This window comes from Bradyrhizobium sp. WD16, from assembly GCF_024181725.1.
Classification (GTDB): domain Bacteria; phylum Pseudomonadota; class Alphaproteobacteria; order Rhizobiales; family Xanthobacteraceae; genus Bradyrhizobium_A.
In genome coordinates this window covers 5,199,663-5,219,771 of the sequence record NZ_CP028908.1, presented here as the reverse complement: position 1 = coordinate 5,219,771, position 20,109 = coordinate 5,199,663, and the positions used below count along the sequence as shown (strand labels likewise).

At 63.7% G+C, this 20,109-nt stretch carries 25 protein-coding genes; 10 read left to right on the top strand and 15 right to left on the bottom strand.

The annotated features are described in order from the left end of the window. The first annotated feature begins 2 nt into the window (after nt 1-2). Nucleotides 3-890, top strand: coding sequence for an alpha/beta fold hydrolase (locus DB459_RS24115; protein WP_253708925.1), 888 nt, complete (start codon nt 3-5; stop codon nt 888-890). Next, nucleotides 887-1,828, top strand: a complete 942-nt coding sequence (locus tag DB459_RS24110; RefSeq protein WP_253708922.1) for an alpha/beta hydrolase — start codon at nt 887-889, stop codon at nt 1,826-1,828. Before DB459_RS24115 ends, DB459_RS24110 begins: the two co-directional genes overlap by 4 nt. 174 nt (nt 1,829-2,002) lie before the next feature. Here DB459_RS24110 and DB459_RS24105 read toward each other — a convergent pair whose 3' ends face one another. The 7 genes from DB459_RS24105 to DB459_RS24075 all read right to left on the bottom strand — a co-directional run bounded on the left by DB459_RS24105 (nt 2,003) and on the right by DB459_RS24075 (nt 8,720). Further along, entirely contained in the window at nt 2,003-2,506 is a 504-nt protein-coding gene (locus tag DB459_RS24105; RefSeq protein WP_253708919.1) for a GFA family protein, read from the bottom strand. Between the two features lie 87 nt (nt 2,507-2,593). After that, entirely contained in the window at nt 2,594-3,808 is a 1,215-nt protein-coding gene (locus DB459_RS24100) for a methanobactin export MATE transporter MbnM (protein WP_253708916.1), read from the bottom strand. Next, on the bottom strand, nt 3,805-4,722 hold the full coding sequence (locus DB459_RS24095) for an MbnP family copper-binding protein (RefSeq protein WP_253708913.1): 918 nt from the start codon (nt 4,720-4,722) through the stop codon (nt 3,805-3,807). Before DB459_RS24095 ends, DB459_RS24100 begins: the two co-directional genes overlap by 4 nt. A gap of 85 nt (nt 4,723-4,807) precedes the next feature. After that, nucleotides 4,808-7,060, bottom strand: coding sequence for a TonB-dependent receptor domain-containing protein (locus DB459_RS24090; protein ID WP_253708910.1), 2,253 nt, complete (start codon nt 7,058-7,060; stop codon nt 4,808-4,810). A gap of 59 nt (nt 7,061-7,119) precedes the next feature. Then, on the bottom strand, nt 7,120-7,524 hold the full coding sequence (locus tag DB459_RS24085; protein ID WP_253708907.1) for a hypothetical protein: 405 nt from the start codon (nt 7,522-7,524) through the stop codon (nt 7,120-7,122). 119 nt (nt 7,525-7,643) lie between these two features. Continuing rightward, nucleotides 7,644-8,297, bottom strand: coding sequence for an isochorismatase family protein (locus DB459_RS24080; protein ID WP_253708903.1), 654 nt, complete (start codon nt 8,295-8,297; stop codon nt 7,644-7,646). A 63-nt stretch (nt 8,298-8,360) separates the two neighbouring features. Then, on the bottom strand, nt 8,361-8,720 hold the full coding sequence (locus DB459_RS24075) for a hypothetical protein (RefSeq protein WP_253708900.1): 360 nt from the start codon (nt 8,718-8,720) through the stop codon (nt 8,361-8,363). Nucleotides 8,721-9,155: 435 nt separating this feature from the next. On the opposite strand from DB459_RS24075, the gene pdxY reads away from it, so the two are divergent. Together pdxY and DB459_RS24065 are read left to right on the top strand one after the other, a co-directional pair. After that, a complete protein-coding gene (gene pdxY / locus DB459_RS24070) occupies nt 9,156-9,968 on the top strand; it encodes a pyridoxal kinase (protein WP_253708898.1) in 813 nt (270 codons plus the stop codon). A gap of 60 nt (nt 9,969-10,028) precedes the next feature. Next, nucleotides 10,029-10,457, top strand: coding sequence for a MerR family transcriptional regulator (locus DB459_RS24065; RefSeq protein ID WP_253708895.1), 429 nt, complete (start codon nt 10,029-10,031; stop codon nt 10,455-10,457). 82 nt (nt 10,458-10,539) lie between these two features. Here DB459_RS24065 and DB459_RS24060 read toward each other — a convergent pair whose 3' ends face one another. Beyond that, entirely contained in the window at nt 10,540-11,373 is an 834-nt protein-coding gene (locus tag DB459_RS24060) for a creatininase family protein (RefSeq protein ID WP_253708892.1), read from the bottom strand. Between the two features lie 147 nt (nt 11,374-11,520). Then, a complete protein-coding gene (locus DB459_RS24055; RefSeq protein WP_371927006.1) occupies nt 11,521-11,970 on the bottom strand; it encodes a hypothetical protein in 450 nt (149 codons plus the stop codon). A gap of 296 nt (nt 11,971-12,266) precedes the next feature. Here DB459_RS24055 and DB459_RS24050 point away from each other — a divergent pair, with 296 nt between their 5' ends. Further along, a complete protein-coding gene (locus tag DB459_RS24050; RefSeq protein ID WP_253708888.1) occupies nt 12,267-12,785 on the top strand; it encodes an N-acetyltransferase in 519 nt (172 codons plus the stop codon). Between the two features lie 77 nt (nt 12,786-12,862). Here DB459_RS24050 and DB459_RS24045 read toward each other — a convergent pair whose 3' ends face one another. Further along, on the bottom strand, nt 12,863-13,297 hold the full coding sequence (locus tag DB459_RS24045; protein WP_371927005.1) for a winged helix-turn-helix transcriptional regulator: 435 nt from the start codon (nt 13,295-13,297) through the stop codon (nt 12,863-12,865). A gap of 148 nt (nt 13,298-13,445) precedes the next feature. Between DB459_RS24045 and DB459_RS24040 the strand changes: the two genes are divergently transcribed. The 4 genes from DB459_RS24040 to DB459_RS24025 all read left to right on the top strand — a co-directional run bounded on the left by DB459_RS24040 (nt 13,446) and on the right by DB459_RS24025 (nt 16,462). Continuing rightward, complete coding sequence (locus DB459_RS24040; RefSeq protein WP_253708883.1) at nt 13,446-14,078, top strand: NAD(P)H-dependent oxidoreductase; 633 nt, start codon at nt 13,446-13,448, stop codon at nt 14,076-14,078. A gap of 324 nt (nt 14,079-14,402) precedes the next feature. After that, entirely contained in the window at nt 14,403-14,858 is a 456-nt protein-coding gene (locus DB459_RS24035; protein WP_253708881.1) for a MerR family transcriptional regulator, read from the top strand. Further along, nucleotides 14,782-15,975, top strand: coding sequence for an MFS transporter (locus DB459_RS24030; protein ID WP_253708879.1), 1,194 nt, complete (start codon nt 14,782-14,784; stop codon nt 15,973-15,975). The genes DB459_RS24035 and DB459_RS24030 overlap by 77 nt, the downstream gene beginning before the upstream one ends. Nucleotides 15,976-16,060: 85 nt before the next feature. Beyond that, nucleotides 16,061-16,462 carry a DUF6157 family protein gene (locus DB459_RS24025; RefSeq protein WP_253708877.1) on the top strand — a complete coding sequence of 134 codons (402 nt, stop codon included), beginning with the start codon at nt 16,061-16,063 and terminating at the stop codon, nt 16,460-16,462. Nucleotides 16,463-16,519: 57 nt separating this feature from the next. Here the strand turns inward: DB459_RS24025 and DB459_RS24020 are convergent, their stop codons facing one another. From DB459_RS24020 to DB459_RS24000, 5 genes are all read right to left on the bottom strand, one after another. Next, nucleotides 16,520-16,897 (bottom strand): cupin domain-containing protein, encoded by a 378-nt coding sequence (locus DB459_RS24020; RefSeq protein WP_253708875.1) that lies wholly within the window; start codon nt 16,895-16,897, stop codon nt 16,520-16,522. Nucleotides 16,898-16,978: 81 nt separating this feature from the next. Next, on the bottom strand, nt 16,979-17,395 hold the full coding sequence (locus DB459_RS24015) for a VOC family protein (RefSeq protein WP_253708872.1): 417 nt from the start codon (nt 17,393-17,395) through the stop codon (nt 16,979-16,981). Next, on the bottom strand, nt 17,322-17,774 hold the full coding sequence (locus tag DB459_RS24010) for a MerR family transcriptional regulator (protein ID WP_253708869.1): 453 nt from the start codon (nt 17,772-17,774) through the stop codon (nt 17,322-17,324). The genes DB459_RS24015 and DB459_RS24010 overlap by 74 nt, the downstream gene beginning before the upstream one ends. Nucleotides 17,775-17,823: 49 nt before the next feature. Then, nucleotides 17,824-18,435, bottom strand: a complete 612-nt coding sequence (locus tag DB459_RS24005; protein ID WP_253708866.1) for an isochorismatase family protein — start codon at nt 18,433-18,435, stop codon at nt 17,824-17,826. A gap of 29 nt (nt 18,436-18,464) precedes the next feature. After that, a complete protein-coding gene (locus DB459_RS24000) occupies nt 18,465-19,385 on the bottom strand; it encodes a LysR family transcriptional regulator (protein ID WP_253708864.1) in 921 nt (306 codons plus the stop codon). A gap of 97 nt (nt 19,386-19,482) precedes the next feature. Between DB459_RS24000 and DB459_RS23995 the strand changes: the two genes are divergently transcribed. Then, complete coding sequence (locus tag DB459_RS23995) at nt 19,483-20,097, top strand: FMN-dependent NADH-azoreductase (protein ID WP_253708861.1); 615 nt, start codon at nt 19,483-19,485, stop codon at nt 20,095-20,097. Nucleotides 20,098-20,109 lie beyond the last annotated feature (12 nt).

Sequence of the window (20,109 nt, the reverse complement as noted above, 5' to 3'; positions counted from 1 at the left end):
TCATGGCAAACTCGATTGGGCTGGACGTTGCGTCCGATGGTCTCATGCACCGTTATGTCCGCGTCGACGGGCAGAGAATTCACTGTTCTGTCCTTGGCGACGGCAAGCCGGTTCTCTTAATCCCTGGATGGCCGCAGACTTGGTATGCTTGGCGCCATATCATGGTGGCACTGGCCGAGAATGGCTTCCAGGTTGTTGCCGTCGATCCGGTCGGTGCTGGTTACTCCGATAAGCCGGATAGCGGTTATGACACGGGTTCGGCCGCTCGCGCGCTGCATCAGGTCATGATCCGGCTTGGCCACCAGCGTTACTGCGTCGCCGGACATGATGTGGGGATGTGGGTCGGATATGCGTTGGCGAGCGACTATCCGGAGGCGGTGGAGAGGATTGCGCTGACAGAGGCCGTCATCCCCGGTCTGGCTCCCGCGCCACAGATCTTCGTGCCACCATCCGACAATATTTTCCTCTGGCATTTCATGTTCAATCAGGTTCTGGACTTGCCGGAGTTCCTTACATCGGGGCGGGAGAAGGAATATCTGAGCTTCATGTTCGACAAATGGTCCCACCGAAGGGATCGGGTCGCTGCGGATGTTTATGCCGGCGCCTACGGAACGCCAGGAGGAATCCGGGCCGGATTTGCCTATTACCGCGCTATCCCAGAGACGATCCGGCAGAATCGGGAGCGTGCGAGCAGGCCACTATCCATGCCGGTTCTTGCGATCGGCGCTGAATTCGCCACCGCTGACGCCCCGATCGAAACGCTGCGTCCGCACGCGACGGATTTGCGGGGGAATATCGTCCGCGACTGCGGTCACTTCGTAATGGAAGAATGCCCGCAGGAGTTCAATGCGCAGGTCGTTCCCTTTTTCCTTGAGGGGTTAAGCAAGTGACGATCGACGCAGACATTGCCGCGTTCCTGGCACGCATGCCCACCACTCGACCAGCATCTCTTGACGAGCTCCGGTCGAATACCGACCGCGCGCTGATGTCGATGCAGGGTGTGCTGGAAGCTGTCGACCGAATTGAAGACATTGCTGTGGAAGGGGACGAGCCTGATGTCGTCGTTCCGGTCAGGGCCTATTGGCCGGCCGGAACGAAGAAGGGCGAAAAACAGCCTGCCATCGTATTCGCGCATGCCGGAGGATGGTGCCTCGTCTCGCTGGAGGCGTACGACAATCCGTGCCGCGCCCTCGCAAATGCAACGGGTTGTGTCGTCGTTTCGGTCGGTTACAGGCTAGCCCCGGAGCATCCGTATCCTGTTCCACTGGAAGACTTCTATCGTGCCTTTTGCTGGGTCGCCGACCACGCGGGCGAACTGGGGATCGACGGACATCGTATCGCCATCGCCGGCGACAGCGCCGGAGGAAATCTGGCTGCCGCAGTCGCGCTGCTAGCCAGAGATCGCCGTGGTCCGTCTATCGCCCATCAGCTCCTTTTCTATCCGGCCGTTGATACCGATCTCGATACAGCCTCATACGAGGAGTTCGCCGACGGATACTATCTGACGCGCGATACAATGAGGTTCTGCTGGGATGCGTATCTGGGAGGGCAAATGTCGACACCTCCCTTGTACGCGGCGACATTGCGGGCTGACGTATCCGGTTTGCCGCCAGCGACGATCATGGTCAACGAATATGATCCGCTGCGCAGTGAAGGCGAAGCCTATGCGCGAAAGCTTCAAGAGGGGGGCGTTCCGGCCAAGCTCATTCTCCTCCAAGGAATGGTGCATGCTTGCATGCACATGCTTGGTGTAGCGCCGGCCGCCAAAGCGCTCTTTGTCCACGCGGGCAGAGAGATGCGCCAGAAATTCGGGCGGGAGCCGAGCTAGATGCGAATGTTGGAATCGGACCACCAGCCACCAGGAGTGGAGAGGCACTCCTGGATGCCTGTCCGCTCGTGCGTGCGGCGGCTTTGGCCGGCGGGACGGGGCGATCGGTTGTGAAATCCATGACCGCGGCCTGTTTGAGAACGTGCCCTGAGAACGACTATCCTTCGAACGATCTCATCGGCCGCGGAACATCGCGATGCGCGCCGCGATCAGTTTCGAGAAGAGCTTCAAGGGAAATCGTCGGTAGGCAGGCGCATCGCGCGGTAGTTCCGTCTCCGACCTCCGGTGCCGTGTCTGGGTCCTCATCTCGATGGGCGGTAGCTCGCCATCATATCGGAATCGATAGGTCGAAACCCAAAATCCTGGATCGAATTTCAGAAACATCCCGGAGTTGCAGCAGGACGCGACCACCCTCCGCGTGGAGGACGCTGGCTTGAGCCGGTAGTCCACCAAGAGCTCCTCTCCCGACACACAGCGAAATCGATCATCGCGATAGGTCTGATAGGGGGTGCCGCCGTCCGGGTCGCGGATGCGTGCGGCATTCGGCAGAGCTTCGACCCGACGGCCGCCTTCCTGACAATCCGCGCAATAGCAGACCCCGCTCAATATTGACTTGCCCAAGGCTTCGCAACGAACGCGTCCACAGGCGCAGGACGACATTCTGAGGGCGATTGTCATTTCGAGCTCCCATTCGTCTCGAGTGAGACAAGGTGGGACGTTGGGGGCGGGAGCGGCACTCGCCATTGTACAGCCGCCATCCGTATCTTACCGCTTCCACGGATCAGCGAACCGCGGCGCGGTCAGCAGCTCGGTGTCCGTCAGCGCCTTCAGGAAGACGACGAGATCGGCTTTCTCCTGGGCGCTGAAATTGCCCTTGACGATCAGGTCGCTCTTATACGGATTGCTGCGGCCGTCCCCGGCAAAAGGGCCGTGAGCGATGTCGCGGCCGCCGTCCGAATAAATGTCGATGACCTCTTCGAGAGTTTCGACGCTGCCGTCGTGCATGTAGGGCGCCGTCACGGCGATATTGCGCAGACTGGCGGCGCGAAAGCGGCCCATGTCGGACGCTTCGCCGGAGAGTTCGATCAGGCCGCGATTGGCCGCCGGATAGGCGCCCTTGCCGTCGATATTGTAGAGCCCGGTGTTGTGGAAGGGCAGTTCGACGTCGCGGCTTTTGGCGTGCACGAACTGATCGTCGAAATTCGGGCTGCCATGGCAGTGATGGCATTCGCCACGTTCGCCGAAGAAGATGTCGAGACCGCGCTGCTCGGCTTCGGTCAGCTTTTCCTTGCCCTGGAGATAGCGGTCATAGCGGCTCGAGAACGACACCATGCCGCGCTCGAACACGGCGATCGCCTTGATCACGCTGTCGAATGTGAATGGCTTCTCGGATGCCGGAAACGCCGCGCGGAACAGATCGCGATAGCGGGGATCGCTCTCGAGCCGGGCGAGGATCTCGTCCTTGTTGGCATCGGTCACACCCATCTCGGTCGGGCGTTCGCCATAGAGCGGATTCTCCATCTGCTTCTCGAGGGTGACCAGCGAATAATTTGCCCAGGTGTAGCTGGCGTGCCAGGCGGCGTTGACGGTGGTCGGCGCGTTGCGCGGCGTCTGTTCGCCGGTCGAGCCGGGTGACACCGGCCGCCGGTCGGTGAAGGCATAGTCCTGCAGGTGGCAGGAGGCGCAGGCGAGCGTGCCGTTGCCGGACAGGCGCTTGTCGTAGAAGAGGTGCCGGCCGAGCTCGAATTTCGCCTCGCTCATCGGGTTGTCGGCGGGGACGCGCGGCACCGGCACATAGCTGGGCAGGTCCCAGATCCAGTCGTCGGCAACGGCCGGCGCCTTGGTCGATGGCTTGAGCTTGGCGGTGTCGGCGGTGCCGAGCCCCACGACAGCGAGCGATGCCGTCGCGCCGGCGAGAATGGCCAACGCGGCGGCAGGAGCGCGGACGCGGCCGCGTCTGGTACGGCCGAGCCTCGTCATGGCTTGGCTCGCACAGTAAAGATCGGCGACCGGCCGGGAGTGGTCTGCCGGCCTTCGTCGCCGGCCCCGGGCTTCGTCTCGTTCAGATTGAGACCGATCGCCTGGAAGATCGCGGTGCATTCGGGATCGGACGGATCGCTCATGCAGCCGATGGCGCCGCCCTTGTCGGTTGCGAGATCGCTGCCGGCAAAGAGCTGGGCGAGATCGAGCACGACCAGCTGGGAGCGCGGATCAAACCGCTCGAAGGTGACGACGAACCGGTTCGGACGCGCGCAGGCAATGATCTCTCCCGTCGCCGGATTGCCTTTGCAGCCGGTCGAGCCGAGATGAACCATCCACGTGCGGGCCGGGCTGCCGTCTTGGCGCTTGAAGCCGCCGGCGGGATTGACTTCGGCCAGCATGAATTTCCGCCCGGCCTGCCAGCTCCAGTTCATGACCGCGATATCGAGCGGGGCGGGGGCGGTCTCGAGATTGCTGTGGTTGAGCGAAACCTGTTTGCCATCGACCTCCGCCGCCGCCGGAACGCCGACAGTGAATTCGATCCCGGCATAGCGCCCCTTCGGGACAGTGCCGACGACGGTGGTGTTTTTCGCCGGATTGTCCTTGCTGCAGCCAGTCCGGCCGCCGCGACCGTCCTTGAAGTCGATCAGCGCGACATCGGCGAACTGCCATTCGTTGCGCGTCAGCTTGACGGGGACGCGGCCCCCCCTGGCGTCGATCAGCTTGAGGTCGGAGACATAGAGCCTCGCGTCGTTCAGGCTGGCCGCGACCCGACCGGTGCCGAGGGCGGTCAGCGGCGCCCCGCAGCCGACCGGCGTGTCGGCGACCGCAAGGCCGAAGGAGATGGCTACGGGCTGCCCCTTTGACGTCTGAGCCGACGCGCCCGCCGCCGCCAGGACGAGGCCTACGGCCAATCCACCAGTCAGTCGTCGGAAAGCCCGCCCTGACATCGATCGTGCGTACATCATGTCGATCCTCGCTCCGTGCATCCTCAGCTCCTCACCATTTGACCTGCAGGCCGGCATAGACCGCGCGGCCAGACCCCGGATAGAACAGCTTGCTGAGATCGGTGGCCTGGTTGGCGACGCCGACCGAAGAAATGTAGGCGGTGTTTGCCAGATTGCGGCCTTCGATATAGGCCGTGACCGGTCCGCCGTCGTCGAAGCCGAACTTGGCGCCCCACAGCGTATAGGGGTCGGCGTAGGCGGTGTTGGCGCTGTCGACGAAATAGCGCTCCGGCACCCATTCGACATTCGGGCCGAAATAGACGCCGGACGGATGCTTGTAGAGCAGCTGGGCCCGCATGTAGTGGCGTGGCTGCCCCGGCAACTGGTTGTTGCCCACAGCGGGGTCGTTGTCGAAGCGGAAATCGCCGTAGGTATAGGCGGCGTTCAGCCAGATCTCGTCCGGCCGCGAGCCGGTGGCGAGCAATCCTTTGTAGAGCGCGGCGCTGGTGCCGAGCTCGACGCCCTGATGGACGCTGCGATCGATATTGATCTGGGTGCAGAAGCCGGTGCCGGCGACGCTGGTCAGGCACTGAAACTCGTTCTGGATGAGTGATCGGTAGATCGCGGCTTCCCATTTGACGTCGGCAAAGTCGCCGCGCGTCCCGATCTCGTAGGTGGTCGCCTTCTGGGGCTTCAGGCCGACGGTCGAGGTCGAGGTGATGGTCACTTCCCCGAAGGTAGGGGCTTCGGCGCTGCGCGAGACATTGCCGAAGAGCTGAACCTGGGGCGTCACCTCCCACAGCACGCCCGCTTTCGGGCTCGTCAGGTCGTACTCGGCAATACCCGACAGACTGCCGAGGTAATCCCGCTGCTCGCGCGAGGCTTTGGCATATTGGACGCCCGCGACCAAGGCGACGTTTGGCACGACATAGAAGGAATTCTCGGCATAAAGGATCCTGTTCTTGGCGATCTGGTCGGCATCGAAATTCATCTTGCCGGGATTGCCGCCGTTATTGATGAACTGGCGTCGCCGCTGCGTGCCGTCCTGGAGACTGGCGCCGGCCACAAGGCGATTGCGGAAGCCGCCCAGCAGACGATCGTCGACGAGACGCAGGAAGCCCCCGGCCTCGTGCGCTTGCGTGTCGATGACGGCAAAGACCCGCGCGTTGATGTCGCGGTTGAGATAGAAGCCGCCGAATTCGAGCAGGGTGGTCGAACCGAAGCGGATGGCCGTCTTGTTGGCGACCTGTTTTGCGTCCGTCTCCTTGCCGATATTCCAATCGATGTTGTCGTTGTTGGGACCAGGGACGATATTGGCAGCCGCGGGATTGGTGAGTGCCTGCGATTTGCTGACGTTGCCGGCAAGGTTGCGCGAGACGTTGGCGGAATTGAAATAGAAACGCGTCTCGATATCGGGCGTGAAGCGGTAGCCGAAATTGGTCGACCCGATGAAGTTCTCGCCTTCGGTGTGCTGGCGAAAGCCGGTGTCCTGCTGGCGGGTGACGTTGACGAAGTAGTCGGCGGGACCATAGACGCCGCCCGACGATCCGTTCCATTTTTTGAAGCCGAAGCTGCCGATGTCGACCCGCCCGGTGAGGCGGCTCGCGTCATAGCCGGTGGGCGTGACGAAATTCAGCGCGCCGCCGAGGGTCGCCGCGCCGAAGCGCAGAGCATTGGCCCCCTTGTAGACCTCCGTATAGCGGTAGGCGGTCGGGTCGATCTCGTCGAAGGACGTGTCGCCGGTGGCGCGCGTCAGCGGAATGATCCCATCCATATAGACCGCGACGCCGCGCACATCGGCGTTACGCGACAGGCCTGAACCGCGGATCGACAAGCGGCCGACCTGGTCGGGCTCGTTCATGCGCAGAAGGACGCCGGGGACGTAATCGACGATGTCCTTGATGGTCGCCGCCGGCGTCGACGTCGCATAGACTGAGGACGGAACGAGGGTGACCGCGCCGGGGGTGCGGTTGATCTCCGCTTGTGCCTCCGCCGCCGTCGGCACGGTCAGGCTGCCGCTGCGCTCGGCCGGATTGCCGGTCAGGGCTTTTGTCCCGCTTGCGGTGGCGGGCGCTGCGGCGGGGGCAAGGTCGCCCTGGCTCGCGATATTGCGCCGGACGGTGGTGGTTTGGTCGCTGCGTCGCAACGAGGCCCGCCTCTTCGGCCGCTGCGATCGCGCCGGTTCATCGATGGTGATGCCGGGAAGCGGGGAGTTGCTGGATTGGGCGAACGAGCTTGAATCGGAAATGAAGACGGCGGCCGACGCGAGCAGCAGCGCGCGCGGCTTGGAAAAGCCGAAAAGCATTGGTAAACTCCACCAGATCGAAACTGACAATCAATGACGCGGCGCGTCAGCGCCGGTTGTCAGATCTGGCTTGGAGGATCACGCGCGCGTTCGGCGTAAACACACGTAAAGGCGGTGGCTTGCGGCGCGAAGACCGGGCGAGCCGGGACCGGGACGGCGACCGCGCGAAACAGCGCCGGAGCTTCGGGCCGAAGCGCGTGGCCGAAAAAATGGACCGTGCATAGCGGGCAATAGAGGCCCGTTTTTGCGATAGGCAGATCAGGGTTGGCTGGGGACTCCTGGCTGTGGGAATCCTGCTTGTGAAGGCCGGTGATGCAGAGTGGGGCGTCGAAATCGGCAGATGCCGGGGAGACCGAGGCGAGCAGCAGGCCGGCACAAAAAATCTGAAAGACCAGCGCATAGGTGGCCGCCCATGCAGCGCCAACGGCAACCCATCTTCTGCTCGCGCCAAAGAATTTGAGCATTTTCCTCGTCCCGGTCTCTCCTTAACAGAACAGGCCGCGGATTATCAATAGAACGGGCAGCAGGGCTGTGGTTGCGCGGCCAATTCAAATATCGCGTCGAACGGCAGGGCGCCGGGCGATTACGCCGGATCCGGCCGGTCCCGTGTCGCTTCCTCGTCCCGTATCGCATCCACCGACGAGATAATGTCATCGACCGGCATGACGTCGCCGTACTTCAGCGTAATATCCGTCAGCGACTGTCGATGTGTATCGGCGAGACGGTCGGCGACGGCATCCTGCGCCACGATCGGGCGAATGCCGCTTTGACAGGCATCGACCACGGTGGCCCGAACGCATCCGCTGGTCGTGCAGCCGGCGACCACGATCGTGTCGACATCGGCGACGACAAGGCGGCTGAGGAAGCCCGTTCCGGAGAAGCAACTGGCGAATTTCTTGCGGATCAGCGCCTCGTTCGCTCGGCGTGCGAGCCGCTGATCGACCAAGCACGCGGACGATCCGGCAATCAGCTCCTCGAGGCCCGTAATCTTCTTCCTCCAGAGCCCCGCGTCAGTCGCCGATGGATCGTCGTACTCGATCGATGAAAAATAGATCGGCAGGCGCCGTTGCCGGAATCGCGCCAGCAGGCGGTTCGTCTCGCTGATCTCGCGAGCGACGTCGGCGCCGAGGGGAGAGGCGGGGTCCGTGAAGCCGTTGATGAAGTCGACGACCAGGAGGGCCGGCCGTTGGCCGAAGCCAAGTGTCCGGGAAAAGCCTTTCTCAGTTAGCGATACCATCTGGCATGCTCCTTGGATCTGATCGCGGATGGATTCTAGTCCGTTCGCTCGAACGCGGTGCGCTCAGTTGGTGAAGGTGAACCGGAGCATCCGCTTCTCGATGGCATTCCCGTGGAAATCGAACGCCGCACGCGATGAAATGCCAGGCGAAATTCGCACCGGGACGTCAACGGGCAGCGGGTCGATGTCGAACGGATAGGGGGTGCGCCTGAGCGCGCCGCCTGCGGTCGGGCTGACCTCGAGGGCCACGCGGTCAGAGACGCTCGACATCGGTACGTTGAGGATGTTCCAGTCATATTTCGCAAAGCCCGCGGGGGGCGCGTCGCCGAGCGGCTGCATGAGGTTCGACGACAGGTAGATTGCAATCGCGTCGAGGACCTGGATCAGACGGCCGTTGAGGCTGAGGCTTTCGCCGTCGCCCAACTGGCGCGATCGGCGTTCTCTCCCATTCGCGCGAGCAGGCTCGCCTTGTGCCGGGACATCTCGTCGACGAATGCGGCGACCTCCGCCCGGTCCCTATCGACAATAGCGGGCAAATGCTTCCAGAACAGCGGATGGATGTCGTCGGCGTTCGGGGTGTCGTCCAGTCTCGGCTTGTAGAGATTGAGGGCGTGGTGGGCGATAAGAGCGCTGCCGAACGGATTTGCGGCGGCGAACCGTTTGACGCCGATCCGCCATCGTTCGTATGAGCGCCTGCTGCAATGGGATACGAACGTTGGAAACGGGACACTAGGAAAACCCGCGCTCGCCGCGCTATCGAGAAGGGCACGACCGGCGAGCGGGCAGGTCGGACAGACCTTGTCAGGGCCAGGCCGCGGCCGGTTTCCATGATGGGCCAGATGCGGTAAAGAGCCGGCTATGTTGGTGATCTCGATCCAGAGCCAGGTCGTCCACGGCCATGTCGGCAACAGCGCCGCCGTGTTTCCGATGCAGGCGAGGGGACTGACAGTGGCGGCCGTGCCGACCGTGCTGTTGTCCAACCATCCCCGCTATCCCACCGTCCACGGACGGGTGCTGGAGCCGGAGCTGGTGGCGGCCCTGCTGCGCGGCGTCGAGGAGCGCGGTCTCGTCGATCGTGCGGCGGTGCTACTCAGCGGCTACCTCGGTTCGGTCGAGAATGCCGCGGTGGTTGCCGGGTTCGTCGCGCGGGCGAAAGCGCGCAATCCGAACCTTCTTTATGTCTGCGATCCCGTCATGGGCGACGATGATCTCGGCGTCTTTGTCGCAAGCTCGCTGATCGATTTCTTTCGCGACCGGCTGGTGACTTCGGCGTCGATCGTCACGCCCAACCAGTATGAGCTCGAACTGCTGGCCGGACGCCAAGCGCGTTCGGCCGACGCGATCGGTGACGCTGCGGTAATCTTGCGCGGGCGCGGAACCGGGGATGTCGTGGTGACGGGATGCGTGCTCGACGATACTGCGCCGGGCTGCGTCGAGACGGTCGCCTGCACGTCGTCGGGCCTGCATCGGACATCGGTCGCGAAGCTGCCGATCCGGCCCTGCGGCACCGGCGATCTTTTCACGGCTCTTCTGGTCGCCCAGCTCTGCATGGGAGCCGCGCTGGCGGAGGCGAGCGCCAAAGCCACCGACGAGATCTTTGCGGTGCTCAAGCGCACGCAGGCCAGCGGGGCCGATGAAATGCGGATCGTCGGTCCCTGGCTCGGCGCTTGACTTAGAGCGCGCTCGAACTTGTAGTGTCTCCCGCGTCGTGACGGAAGCAGCGCCTGTGACATGAAGATCGGGGAACTCGCGAATCGCTCGGGACTGTCGGCTCACACCATCCGCTATTACGAGCGGATCGGGCTGCTGCCCTATGCCGTCCGCGATCGATCGAGCCGACGTGACTACGACGCATCGATCCTCGTCTGGATCGAATTCCTCGGCAGGCTGAAGACGACCGGCATGCCGATCCGGGAGATGCTGCGCTACGCCGCATTGCGCGAAAGAGGCCCGGCTACCGCGGCGGAGCGTCGGGCGTTGCTCGAAGCGCATCGCAAGCGCGTCCGCGCCCATGTGGCGGAACTGCAGGCCTGTCTCCTCGTCCTCGACATCAAGATCGCCGGCTATGCCGGCCCGGATCAGAGCTTGGAGCATGACGGCGCAACTCTCCCCGAACGCCGACGAAAGCCGGCTGGAGGGCGGCAATCGCGCGCTCGCTGAAATCGACGGCCCGGCTATCTCTTCGAGTTTCTATTCCCGGTCGGGTCTCGACCTTCGCGCCATTGTGCCGGGCGGCGTGGCCTCATTCCACCTTGGCCGTCGCTGAGAAGTCCGGGCCCGGCCGGATGCGGCTCAGCGGATAGGCGGCGATCTCGGCAATCAGCTTGTTGAGGCGGTCGGCGGCGCGCTCGACCGCAATCCGTCCACGGTCCGCATCCGCCCGCGACGCGTTGCCGCAAGCGCCCTTGGGATGGATATCCTGCATCTGCCAGCCGAATCCGACAGCGCCGCCTTCCGGCATCAGCATCTCATTCTGCTGCTCGAGCAGCTTTGACAGCGGGACGAAGTCCTCGGCGCGCGCCATGTCCACCAGCTCCGGATGGAGATACAGCATCACGCTGGTCTCGACCTCGCCGGCGTGAATGCCATGGTTACGCTCATCGGCGCTGAACAGGTCGCTCAGGTCAGTGAAGCTCGACCATTTGGAGGACACGGCGAACATGCCGAGATTGACGCGTAGCTCCCGGCAGACGATGTCGACGACCTGCGGCTGGCCGCCGTGGGCATTGACGAACAGAACCTTGCGGATGCCGGCGCGGAAGATGCTTTCGCAGATTTCATACCAGACCCGGCCCAGCGTCTCGGCGGCGAGCGTGAGGGTGCCGGCAAAGGCGGAATGTTCGTTGGATTTGCCGATGGTCGTCGCAGGCAGGATCAAGGCCGGAAAATCTTCGGACATCCTTGCGACCGCATGCCGCATGACGCCATCGCAAATTGCCGCGTCGACGCGGACCGGGAGGTGAGGGCCGTGCTGCTCCACCGCTCCGACCGGCAGGACCGCGACGATCCGGCTGAGGTCCAGCGTATTGAAGTCCTGGGCGGAGAGGTCCCACCACCAGTGCGATTTCAATTTCATCTGTGTTCGAACTACCTTGAGATCAGTGCTGCGCGAGACCGTGCTGAGTTGGCCGCGCAAGGCCAATGTCGGGCAGCCGCGGCAACATTGAAAGTGCCTATTTGCGTCGCCAGTGTTGCCTTTGCGGCGACGGCAATCCGGCAAGTGCTAGACATGCCGCCACGGCGTCTCGGGCCTGAGGCCGATATAGAGATCATGTGCAGTCTCGTCGCCGGCGAGGGTATAACCAAAGTCAAGTTTGAATTCGCTCGGAGGAAGTGCGTGCTGCTCCGCCCAGGCCTCCATGGCGCCGAAGCTTGCGGCGATGCCCTTGACGTCACCGACATGGCGGTGATGCAGCAATCGTTGCACGGGAATGTGCATGGCCTTGAGCCCGTCAGGGACCCGCACGCCGTGACGCAGGGGAAAGCCGACGAGCTGCAGATAGGCGACATCGCTCCGTCCGAGGCTGACGTCGACGAAGGGGCCGTCGCTCAGTTTTTCGAACTCGGCGGCGCGCGCGAACAGGCTTCCCCAGGCCTTGGGGACTTCTTCCCACAGCTGCTGCCAGTTGGCTTGGATGGGTATTCCCGCGACGATCATCTCGGGGCTGGTCACGATTTCCAACGTCGGTTTCTCTGCTCTCTGTTGGGCGCGGTGTGGCACGAGGACGTGCTCGCGTCCTGGTTCTAACGTTCGTATCCCTTTGCGGCGAGCACTCATACGAACGTTGGAAAAGGGGGCACCAGCATTATGGTGATTCTATTGCGGTTTTTGATCTGACGCGCGTACGACGAATTCGCTGCAATGCTGATACGAGCGTCAGATCCATAGCGCTAGCAAACGAGGCGAGCTAAGGTCATTGTGGAAGTAGTGGTGCCGGTTGGGAAGGCCGATCTGGAGAAGAGCAAGCGATGGAGATCCACCGTCTCGATGCCGACACAGCGCATGCCGCTGCACCCGCGCTTGCGGACATTCTGATGGATTGCATCGCCGGCGGCGCCTCGGTGAGTTTCATGGCCGGTCTGACGCGCGCCGATGCCGAGGACTTCTGGCATGACGTCGCGGCGAGCGTCGGGCGCGGCGAGCGGTTGCTCATCGCGGCCGGCCCCGATCAGGGCGAATTTGTCGGAACGGTCCAGGTCATAGTCTCTACGCCTCCGAACCAGCCCCATCGCGGCGAGATCGCCAAGATGCTGGTGCGTCGCGACGCCCGTCATCGCGGCGTCGGGGGCGCGCTGATGGACGAGGCTGAGACGGCAGCGAGACGGGTGGGCAAGACGATTCTGACCCTCGATACGGTCACAGGCGGTGACGGTTACCGGCTTTATCGCCGGCAGGGCTGGCAGATCGCGGGGGAAATTCCTGACTATGCCCTGTGGCCGGACGGGTCCCTTTGTCCCACCACTTTCATGTGGAAGCGGATCGCCTGAAAACCGTGTCAGCCGCTTCTAATTCATCCTTGGCTGCGGCGGCCGGCGTGGCTTCGGGCGCCCTTACGGCCGTCGCCTTATCTGTGTGGCGGAAGAGGGCGCTGGCCTGATGCCTCGCCGGAATCGTTCCTGTGGTCGAAGGCGGCCCGCGCGCGCTCGATCGTATCGAGATTGGCGAAGGTCCATTCGCCGAGCGCTTCGATCGGCTGCCATAGCGAGCGACCGAGATCGGTGAGCTCATATTCGACGCGAGGCGGAATCGTCGGAAACGCCGTCCGTGTCACCAATCCGTCTCGCTCCAGGCCACGCAAGGTCAGCGTCAGCATGCGCTGCGAAATCCCCGCGGTCGATCGCTTCAGCTCATTGAATCGGCGCGGACCGTCGCCGAGCATCATGATCACGAGCACGCTCCATTTATCGCCAATCCGCGCGAGAACGTCGCAGACGCGCCGGCAGCAGGCGACATCGTGGTTCGTCGACATCGTGGTTACGTCCTTGTGCCCAGGTATCAGCAACGTGCCTTCTTGCGTTTGCGCAAAGGTTATCTTAGTTGACTAAGTCACTTATATATACCGTAACGGCCGGCGAGGGCAATACGCCGCCTCCGCTGGCCCCCGAGCTCGCAGCGGTCCGTGGCGGCCGAAATGAAAGGATCCCACCTTGGTTCTCGAAAAGCTGAAATGGCGCTATGCGACGAAGAAAATGGACCCGTCGAAGCAAGTGGCCCCGGATAAGGTCGAACGCATCCTGGAATCCATTCGCCTTGCTCCCACCTCCAGCGGTCTGCAGCCCTACGAAGTGATCGTCGTCACCAATCCGGAGGTTCGGGAGAAGATCAAGCCGATCGCCTGGAATCAGAGCCAGATCACTGATGGCTCGCATCTTCTGGTTTTTGCAGCGTGGGACAACTACACGGCCGATCGCATCAACTCGATGTTCGATCTGGTCAATGCTGAGCGCGGTTCAACCAGCGAAGGTTGGGAAAACTACCGCAAGATGCTGCTAGGCACCTATGTTCCGCGCGATCCCCAGGTCAATTTCGAGCACGCTGCCCGCCAAGCCTATATCGGCCTTGGTATCGCCCTGACAGCCGCGGCGTTCGAGGGCGTCGATTCTACGCCCATGGAGGGCTTCGAGCCTGCAAAGCTCGACGAAATCCTGGGGCTGCGAGAGCGCGGCCTGCGCTCTGTAGCGATCATGCCGCTCGGCTATCGCGAGGCTGACAAGGACTGGCTGGTCAACCTGAAGAAGGTCCGGCGCGCGCGGGAAAACTTCATCACCGAAGTGGCGTGATCGGCAACGCCGCATACGCTGGCCCTGCCGTCTCCGGCAGGGCCTCCGTCCGAAGCCGTCGACCCGCCAGATTCCGGCCGCGACGGTTTCGCGGCGGTGGGTCGCGCTTCGTCGATCCGGCCGCTTGTCTCGGCGCCATCGGTTGCGCCAAGGGCGTGGCGATCGGCGTCCATTGCTTCGCGCCGGCGGACGCGGCCGCCGATCGTGTGATCTGCGTCGGCCATCACGGCCTCGGGAATTGCCCGCCGGACCTAAGTTGCCCATTCTGACGCTTGACCCTGACATTGATGTCAGGGGGTAAGCTTGGGAGCTTAAGGAGTTCGGATGAAGATCGGAGATGTAGCAAGAGCGGCGGGAACGAGCGTGCGCGCGATCCGCCATTACGAGAAAGTCGGGTTGCTCAGCTCCACCCGGGGCGCCAATGGCTATCGCGAGTTCGATGCCGATGCGGTGCTGCTGGTGCGCCGGATCGGCCGGATGATCCGGCTCGGATTCACCACCGCCGAGATCGCGACCTTTCTCGCTTGCATCGTCGACGACCCCGCCAAGGTCACCGCCTGCGAAAGCGTCGCCAGCGCCCATCGCAAGAAGCTGACCGAGATCGAGCGCCAGATCGCCGACCTGGAAAGTCGACGGGACAAGCTGCTCGACACCTTGTTGGCGGCATCCGGACAGGACCCATCTGCGCCGGAGACGCTGCCCCATGCCGACCACAAGTCACCGCCAATCCACTCTGCTCGCCACGCTGGCGCTCGCCGTCTATCTGGTCGGTACAGTTGAATTCATGCTGGCGCCGATGCTGGCGCCGCTGGCTGAGGCGTTCAAGGTGCCGGTGTCGAGCGCCGCCTGGCTTGTTTCGGGCTACGCCCTGTCCTACGCCGCACTGGCGCCGTTCGTCGGCCTCCTGAGCGACCGGTTCGGGCGGCGCCGGCTGCTGCTGCCGGCCCTGCTGCTGTTCGCTGCCGATGCGCTCGTTCTCACCATCGCGCCCGACATTTCTTTCGCCGTTGCTTTCCGGGTTCTCGGCGGCGTTGCCGGCGCGGCGCTGACGCCGACCGCCTTCGCACTCATCAGCGAGACCGTGCCCGAAGACAAGCAGGCGGGGGCGATGGGGCTCGTGCTGTTCGGCCTGACGCTGGGCGTCACCTCCGGGCCGACCATTGCCGGCCTCCTGACCGAGTTGTACGGCTGGCGCGCGCCGTTCCTCGCGGTCAGCCTCGGCTGCCTCGCGGTGTGCGCTCTCGCCTTCGTCGTCCTGCCGCGCTCGAGACCGGGGGCGCGTGGTTCGTTGAGCGCGTCAGCAGCGCACCTTGCCGAAGGCGCGGTGCTGCGGCCCAATCTCTGCAAGGGGGCATGGCTCGGCGCTGCGATTGCGGGCTTCCTGATCTCCGGCGAGGTGCTGCGCGCGCGCTTTGGCCTCGGCACCGGCGCGGTCGGCGTCGCGGTTGCGGTCTTCGGCGCCGGATTGGCCGTCGGCAATCTGTTGATCGGTCGCCTGGGAAATCCGCAGACCATCCTGCCGCCGGCCATCGGCCTGATCCTCGTCACCGAGGTCGCGTTTCTCGGCGTCTTCCTGCCATTCGGTCTTTCGCTGGTGCTGCTCGGGCTTTGGGGTTTCGGCTGCGGGCTGGCCGCGCCCGCCAATACGGCGATTCAAGCCAGCCGCGGCGGCGCCGATGCCGGCTTCGTCTTGGCGAGCTCCGAGACGATGAACAACGGCGTCCTCCTGGTTTTGATGCCGATCGTGGCGTTGTGGACCGGCGAGGGAGCGGTCGTCGCGGTGAGCGGCCTCCTCGGCGCGGTGGTCGCCATTGGCGGCGTGATCAGCCTGATCGATCTCGCAGCCAGCCGCCGAACGGCTGGCGCTGCTTTTGCTGGTGGAGGCGACGCCGCCTGACGTCCTGACGGTACGATCCGTCCTGGAGTTCGTTGCGGCGGTGCCAGGCCCGCGATAGCTTGCCTCGCAAACGTCGAGGAACCCGATGCATTCGACCAACTACACCAACGTCCTGATCATGGTCTCGCCCGATTGTCCGGTGGCGGCAGGGACTGTGCCGTCCAGGATGGGGACGGTTGCGGCGATTCAATACGAGCTCTTGCAGGCGTCACCTTACAAATTGACGAGCGACCAGCTGCTGCTTGCGGTCGAGGCTCGGCGCAAGGACGTGCCGGACAGCAAGCTCGATGACCTCAGGAAGGCATTGTTCTCGAAGCCTCAGGCCTGCCTGCGGGCATCACCCCTTGTGAAATCCTACGGCTGGGGATTGCACCACGACGCCAACAGCAGGGTCGCTCTCGTCGACTGCGGGTCCGAACGCTATCGGCGGATGGCCGACAATCCGAAGATCGAAAAAACTCGTGGCATGCGTTCTCGGCGCGCCTGAGTGAATGGGCCGCAGCCGCAATGATGGCTGCGGCTTAAGCGAGCATCAGGCAACGACTTACAGCCTGGCGAGCTCGCGAACCGTGCGGTCATTCTCGACGTTGCCGGTGTTGAGCGTGGTATTTCGCTCGAACAGAACCACCTGGCAGGTGGGTTCGGCCGTCGGGCAGTGTTCGATGCCGCGCGGCACGATGATGTATTCGCCGGGGCCGAGCACGACGTCGCCGCCATCCTGTTTGCGAAGCCGCATGCGCAAGCTGCCGGACACCACCAGAAAGAGCTCGTCCTCCTCATCGTGATGGTGCCAATGGAAGGCGCCTTCGAGCTTTGCCAGCTTGATCTGGAAATCGTTGATATCGCCGCCGACGCGTGGGCTCCAGGTTTCGTCGAATCGGGCGAAGGCCTCCGAGAGCGTCACCTTATTCACGACGGGCACGTCGATCTCCTCGTCTCGTGGTCGGTCGGCGCAGCCAAGGGTGGCAATTTTTTACTCCCACGGTGAGGCATCCGTCCAGTCTCAGGAAAAAATCCGCTCGGGTCCGTCGGCGTCGGGCAGCACATCCGCCGGATGCTTCTGGCGGTGCTCGACATATTCGACGAGCATGCCGTCGGGATGGCGCGCCAGCATGTTCCAGCCGGTTGGCACCGGTTTCGGCGGTTCGAGCACCTCGGCGCCGACCGTGGGCAGGTGGGCCGTGAAGGCTTCGATATCGTCGACCAGGAAGGTGGCATGGGTCGCGGTGAAAGGGGCAAGGCTCTGCTCGGTGCCGGCGATGAACAGGATCGAGGCCACCCCCGCCAGCTTGAGCTGATATTGTGGGTAGTCGAACCTGAGACGGGCTTTCTGGCCGATCAGCCGCTCATGGAAGGCGACGGCGTCGTCGAAGCGGTCGAGCGGCAGATAGCGCCGCACCAGAATGTTGAGAACCTTCATGGTTGGAGACCTCCTGCGGTCGGGGAGCTGCGTCTCGGGCCATCCGTTCCTGGACGGCGAGCCGTTTGATGACGGCCTGGCGGCGCTGTTGCAGCCGCTCGGCGAGGCGGTCGATCTGGTCGAGCTTATCGCGCAGCGCCGCGACACAGGTCGGACGATCGCGGCCTTGGTCGAGCGCCGCACTGAGCGCCCGCAATTCGCGCAAGGAAAAGCCGGCGGCGACGAGGCCGCGGATCCATTCGGCGGTGCGCAGATCGGCATCCGACAGGTTGCGATAGCCGTTGGCAAGGCGGGCAGGGCGGATGAGGCCCGCCGCCTCGTAGTGGCGCAAGGTGCGGGCGCTGACGCCGAGACGGCGGGCTGCTTCCTGGATCATCATGTGCTGCGTTCTCGGGGCGCGTTGTACGACCTTGCCGCTAGCGGTAAGGTCAAGAGGCGCGGGCCGGGAATCTTTCCTGCCGGATCGGCTCGCCTTCGGGCAGCGAGCAGGGCGAGGCCGCCTTGGTGGTCACGACCTCGGAGAACTCATCCGCAAGGGTGGCCAGATGCACGCGATGGGCATCCTCTGCGCGGATCGTTGCGCCACCGAAGGGATCGGGCAGGTCGCAGCAATCGCAGGCGTCTGCCACCACCGTGACGCGCCAACCGATGTTGGATCCGCATCGAGCGGTCGAGGACACGCACATGTCGGTGCGCATGCCGAAGATGACGAGGCTCGCCGGATCGAGGCGACGGAGGCGCAGGTCGAGATCGGTGCGGATGAAGGCCGAATTGACAGTCTTGGCGACGAGATCCTCTCGCTGCACGGGCTGAAATCCGGGCCGGAAGCCGTGACCGGGATGGTCAGGGTGAAACCACGACGCCGGATCGGGGGAATCATTGCGGACATGAATGATCGGCCAGCCGCGCGCCCGCCAGGCGGCGAGCAGGGCGAGGCCGTTGCGGTCGAGATCGGGGTTCCATCGCCGCGGTCGGCCGGGGAGGTCGAAAGCACGCTGCATATCGATCGAGATGAGAACCGGGCGTCTTGGGTTTGCCATCGCGCTGTCCATCTGTTCGAGCGGGTGGGCTAAGCGGCAGCCGTCAGACCGGCGTCGGGGCGCCGCAGCTTCTCCAGAAAGAGCTCTTCGCTCTCCGAATAGCGTCGGCCGCGGAGCGACGACATTTCGAAAGCCATCGGCACATGGCGACCGCCGATGGGGCCGACGTGAAGCTGATGCAGATTCCCATTGGCGATGTCGGCTGCAACGTTCTCCAGCGGCATATGAGCCCAGCCGAGCCCCGCCAGCACGAAGTCGCGCGCCGCTGCAAGATCGGCGACGAACCAGGTCCGTTCGCCGATGGCGCAGGTGCTGAGGCCATGGCGGTCGGTGTGGTGATCGGTGATCACCAGTTGGGTGTGGCGCTGCAGCTCGACGGCACACACAGGCGCCGCCTGGCCGGAAAGCGGGTGATCTGGGGCGCAGACGGTGACGAACGGCACGTCGCAGACATGTCGCCGCTCCAGCGCGCCGGCGTCGAGCACCTCGCTCGCGGCCATGACGAGCGCGATCGTACACCGTCCATCCAGTACCAGGGTTTCGCTCTTACTGGACATCTGGCTGAACAGCTTGACTTGAAGCAGCGGCGCTTCGGCCTTGAGTTCGGTCAGGCCCTTCACCAGCGGGCCGCGCGGAAAATGCGGGTCGACGCCGACGACGAGTTCGGACACCCCCGTCGTCGCGATGGATCGGGCGCGGTTCTTGAGTTCCTCGGTATTGGCGATGACTGCGCGCGCATCGGCCAGCAGGAGGCGGCCGGCCGTCGTCAGCACGGGCTTATGTCCCTCGCGGGAGAACAGCGCCACGCCCAATGCCGCTTCAAGAGCGGCAATGGAATGGCTGATGGCCGACTGCGCCCGCATCAGGCGACGTGATGCCTTGGAGAAGCTCGCTTCGTCACAGACGGCGACGAAGGTACGCAGCTGATTGATCGTGAGCGTGTCCAGCATGGCTATCTATTCTCTAGATGGAGGTATGCAGAATTTTATCGCTTCCGCAGATGAATTGTCATGCCCCTAATGACCGTATGTCATTTGGAGCAGAAACATGGCCAAACTTCTGGTTGTCGAAAGCAGCATCCTTCCGCAAGCCGCGTCCGCGTCGCGGGAAATAACGGCAAAATTCATCGCCAAATGGGTGGCAAAGCACCCTGAGACCACGGTCGCGCATCGCGATCTGGCAGCCAATCCGCCGCCCCATCTCGGCGTGGCGCTGTTGTCCGGGGCAGCCAAGCCGGCGGCGGAGCGCAGCAGCGAAGAGCAGGCGGCGGCGATCTCCGACGAGCTGATCACGGAACTGCTTGCTGCTGACGTCATCGTGATCGGCGCCCCGATGTACAACTTTTCCGTGTCCTCGGCGCTCAAGAGTTGGATCGATGCGATCGCCATTGCCGGCCGGACTTTTCGTTACCTGCCCGAAGGTGGCGTCGAGGGACTTGTCACCGGCAAGAAGGCTTATGTCATCGCCAGTCGAGGTGGGATTTACAGCGAGGGGCCCATGGCGGGTCTCAATTTCCAGGACACCTATCTACGCGGCGTGCTCGGCTTCCTCGGCATCACCGATCTCGAAGTCGTTGCCGTCGAGGGCCAGAACATGGGGGCGGAGGCCAAGGCCGCAGGTCAAGCCAGCGCGGCGCAGCGCGTGGCGGCGTTGCTGGCCTGAGTTCGTCGCCCA

Excerpts from the sequence above, each read along its gene's own strand:
- DB459_RS24115 (WP_253708925.1), top strand. The coding sequence starts at position 3 with ATGGCAAACTCGATTGGGCTGGACGTTGCGTCCGATGGTCTCATGCAC.
- DB459_RS24105 (WP_253708919.1), bottom strand. The coding sequence starts at position 2,506 with ATGACAATCGCCCTCAGAATGTCGTCCTGCGCCTGTGGACGCGTTCGT.
- DB459_RS24100 (WP_253708916.1), bottom strand. The coding sequence starts at position 3,808 with ATGACGAGGCTCGGCCGTACCAGACGCGGCCGCGTCCGCGCTCCTGCC.
- DB459_RS24090 (WP_253708910.1), bottom strand. The coding sequence starts at position 7,060 with ATGCTTTTCGGCTTTTCCAAGCCGCGCGCGCTGCTGCTCGCGTCGGCC.
- DB459_RS24085 (WP_253708907.1), bottom strand. The coding sequence starts at position 7,524 with ATGCTCAAATTCTTTGGCGCGAGCAGAAGATGGGTTGCCGTTGGCGCT.
- DB459_RS24080 (WP_253708903.1), bottom strand. The coding sequence starts at position 8,297 with ATGGTATCGCTAACTGAGAAAGGCTTTTCCCGGACACTTGGCTTCGGC.
- pdxY (WP_253708898.1), top strand. The coding sequence starts at position 9,156 with ATGTTGGTGATCTCGATCCAGAGCCAGGTCGTCCACGGCCATGTCGGC.
- DB459_RS24065 (WP_253708895.1), top strand. The coding sequence starts at position 10,029 with ATGAAGATCGGGGAACTCGCGAATCGCTCGGGACTGTCGGCTCACACC.
- DB459_RS24060 (WP_253708892.1), bottom strand. The coding sequence starts at position 11,373 with ATGAAATTGAAATCGCACTGGTGGTGGGACCTCTCCGCCCAGGACTTC.
- DB459_RS24050 (WP_253708888.1), top strand. The coding sequence starts at position 12,267 with ATGGAGATCCACCGTCTCGATGCCGACACAGCGCATGCCGCTGCACCC.
- DB459_RS24035 (WP_253708881.1), top strand. The coding sequence starts at position 14,403 with ATGAAGATCGGAGATGTAGCAAGAGCGGCGGGAACGAGCGTGCGCGCG.
- DB459_RS24030 (WP_253708879.1), top strand. The coding sequence starts at position 14,782 with ATGCCGACCACAAGTCACCGCCAATCCACTCTGCTCGCCACGCTGGCG.
- DB459_RS24025 (WP_253708877.1), top strand. The coding sequence starts at position 16,061 with ATGCATTCGACCAACTACACCAACGTCCTGATCATGGTCTCGCCCGAT.
- DB459_RS24015 (WP_253708872.1), bottom strand. The coding sequence starts at position 17,395 with ATGAAGGTTCTCAACATTCTGGTGCGGCGCTATCTGCCGCTCGACCGC.
- DB459_RS24010 (WP_253708869.1), bottom strand. The coding sequence starts at position 17,774 with ATGATGATCCAGGAAGCAGCCCGCCGTCTCGGCGTCAGCGCCCGCACC.
- DB459_RS24005 (WP_253708866.1), bottom strand. The coding sequence starts at position 18,435 with ATGGCAAACCCAAGACGCCCGGTTCTCATCTCGATCGATATGCAGCGT.
- DB459_RS24000 (WP_253708864.1), bottom strand. The coding sequence starts at position 19,385 with ATGCTGGACACGCTCACGATCAATCAGCTGCGTACCTTCGTCGCCGTC.
- DB459_RS23995 (WP_253708861.1), top strand. The coding sequence starts at position 19,483 with ATGGCCAAACTTCTGGTTGTCGAAAGCAGCATCCTTCCGCAAGCCGCG.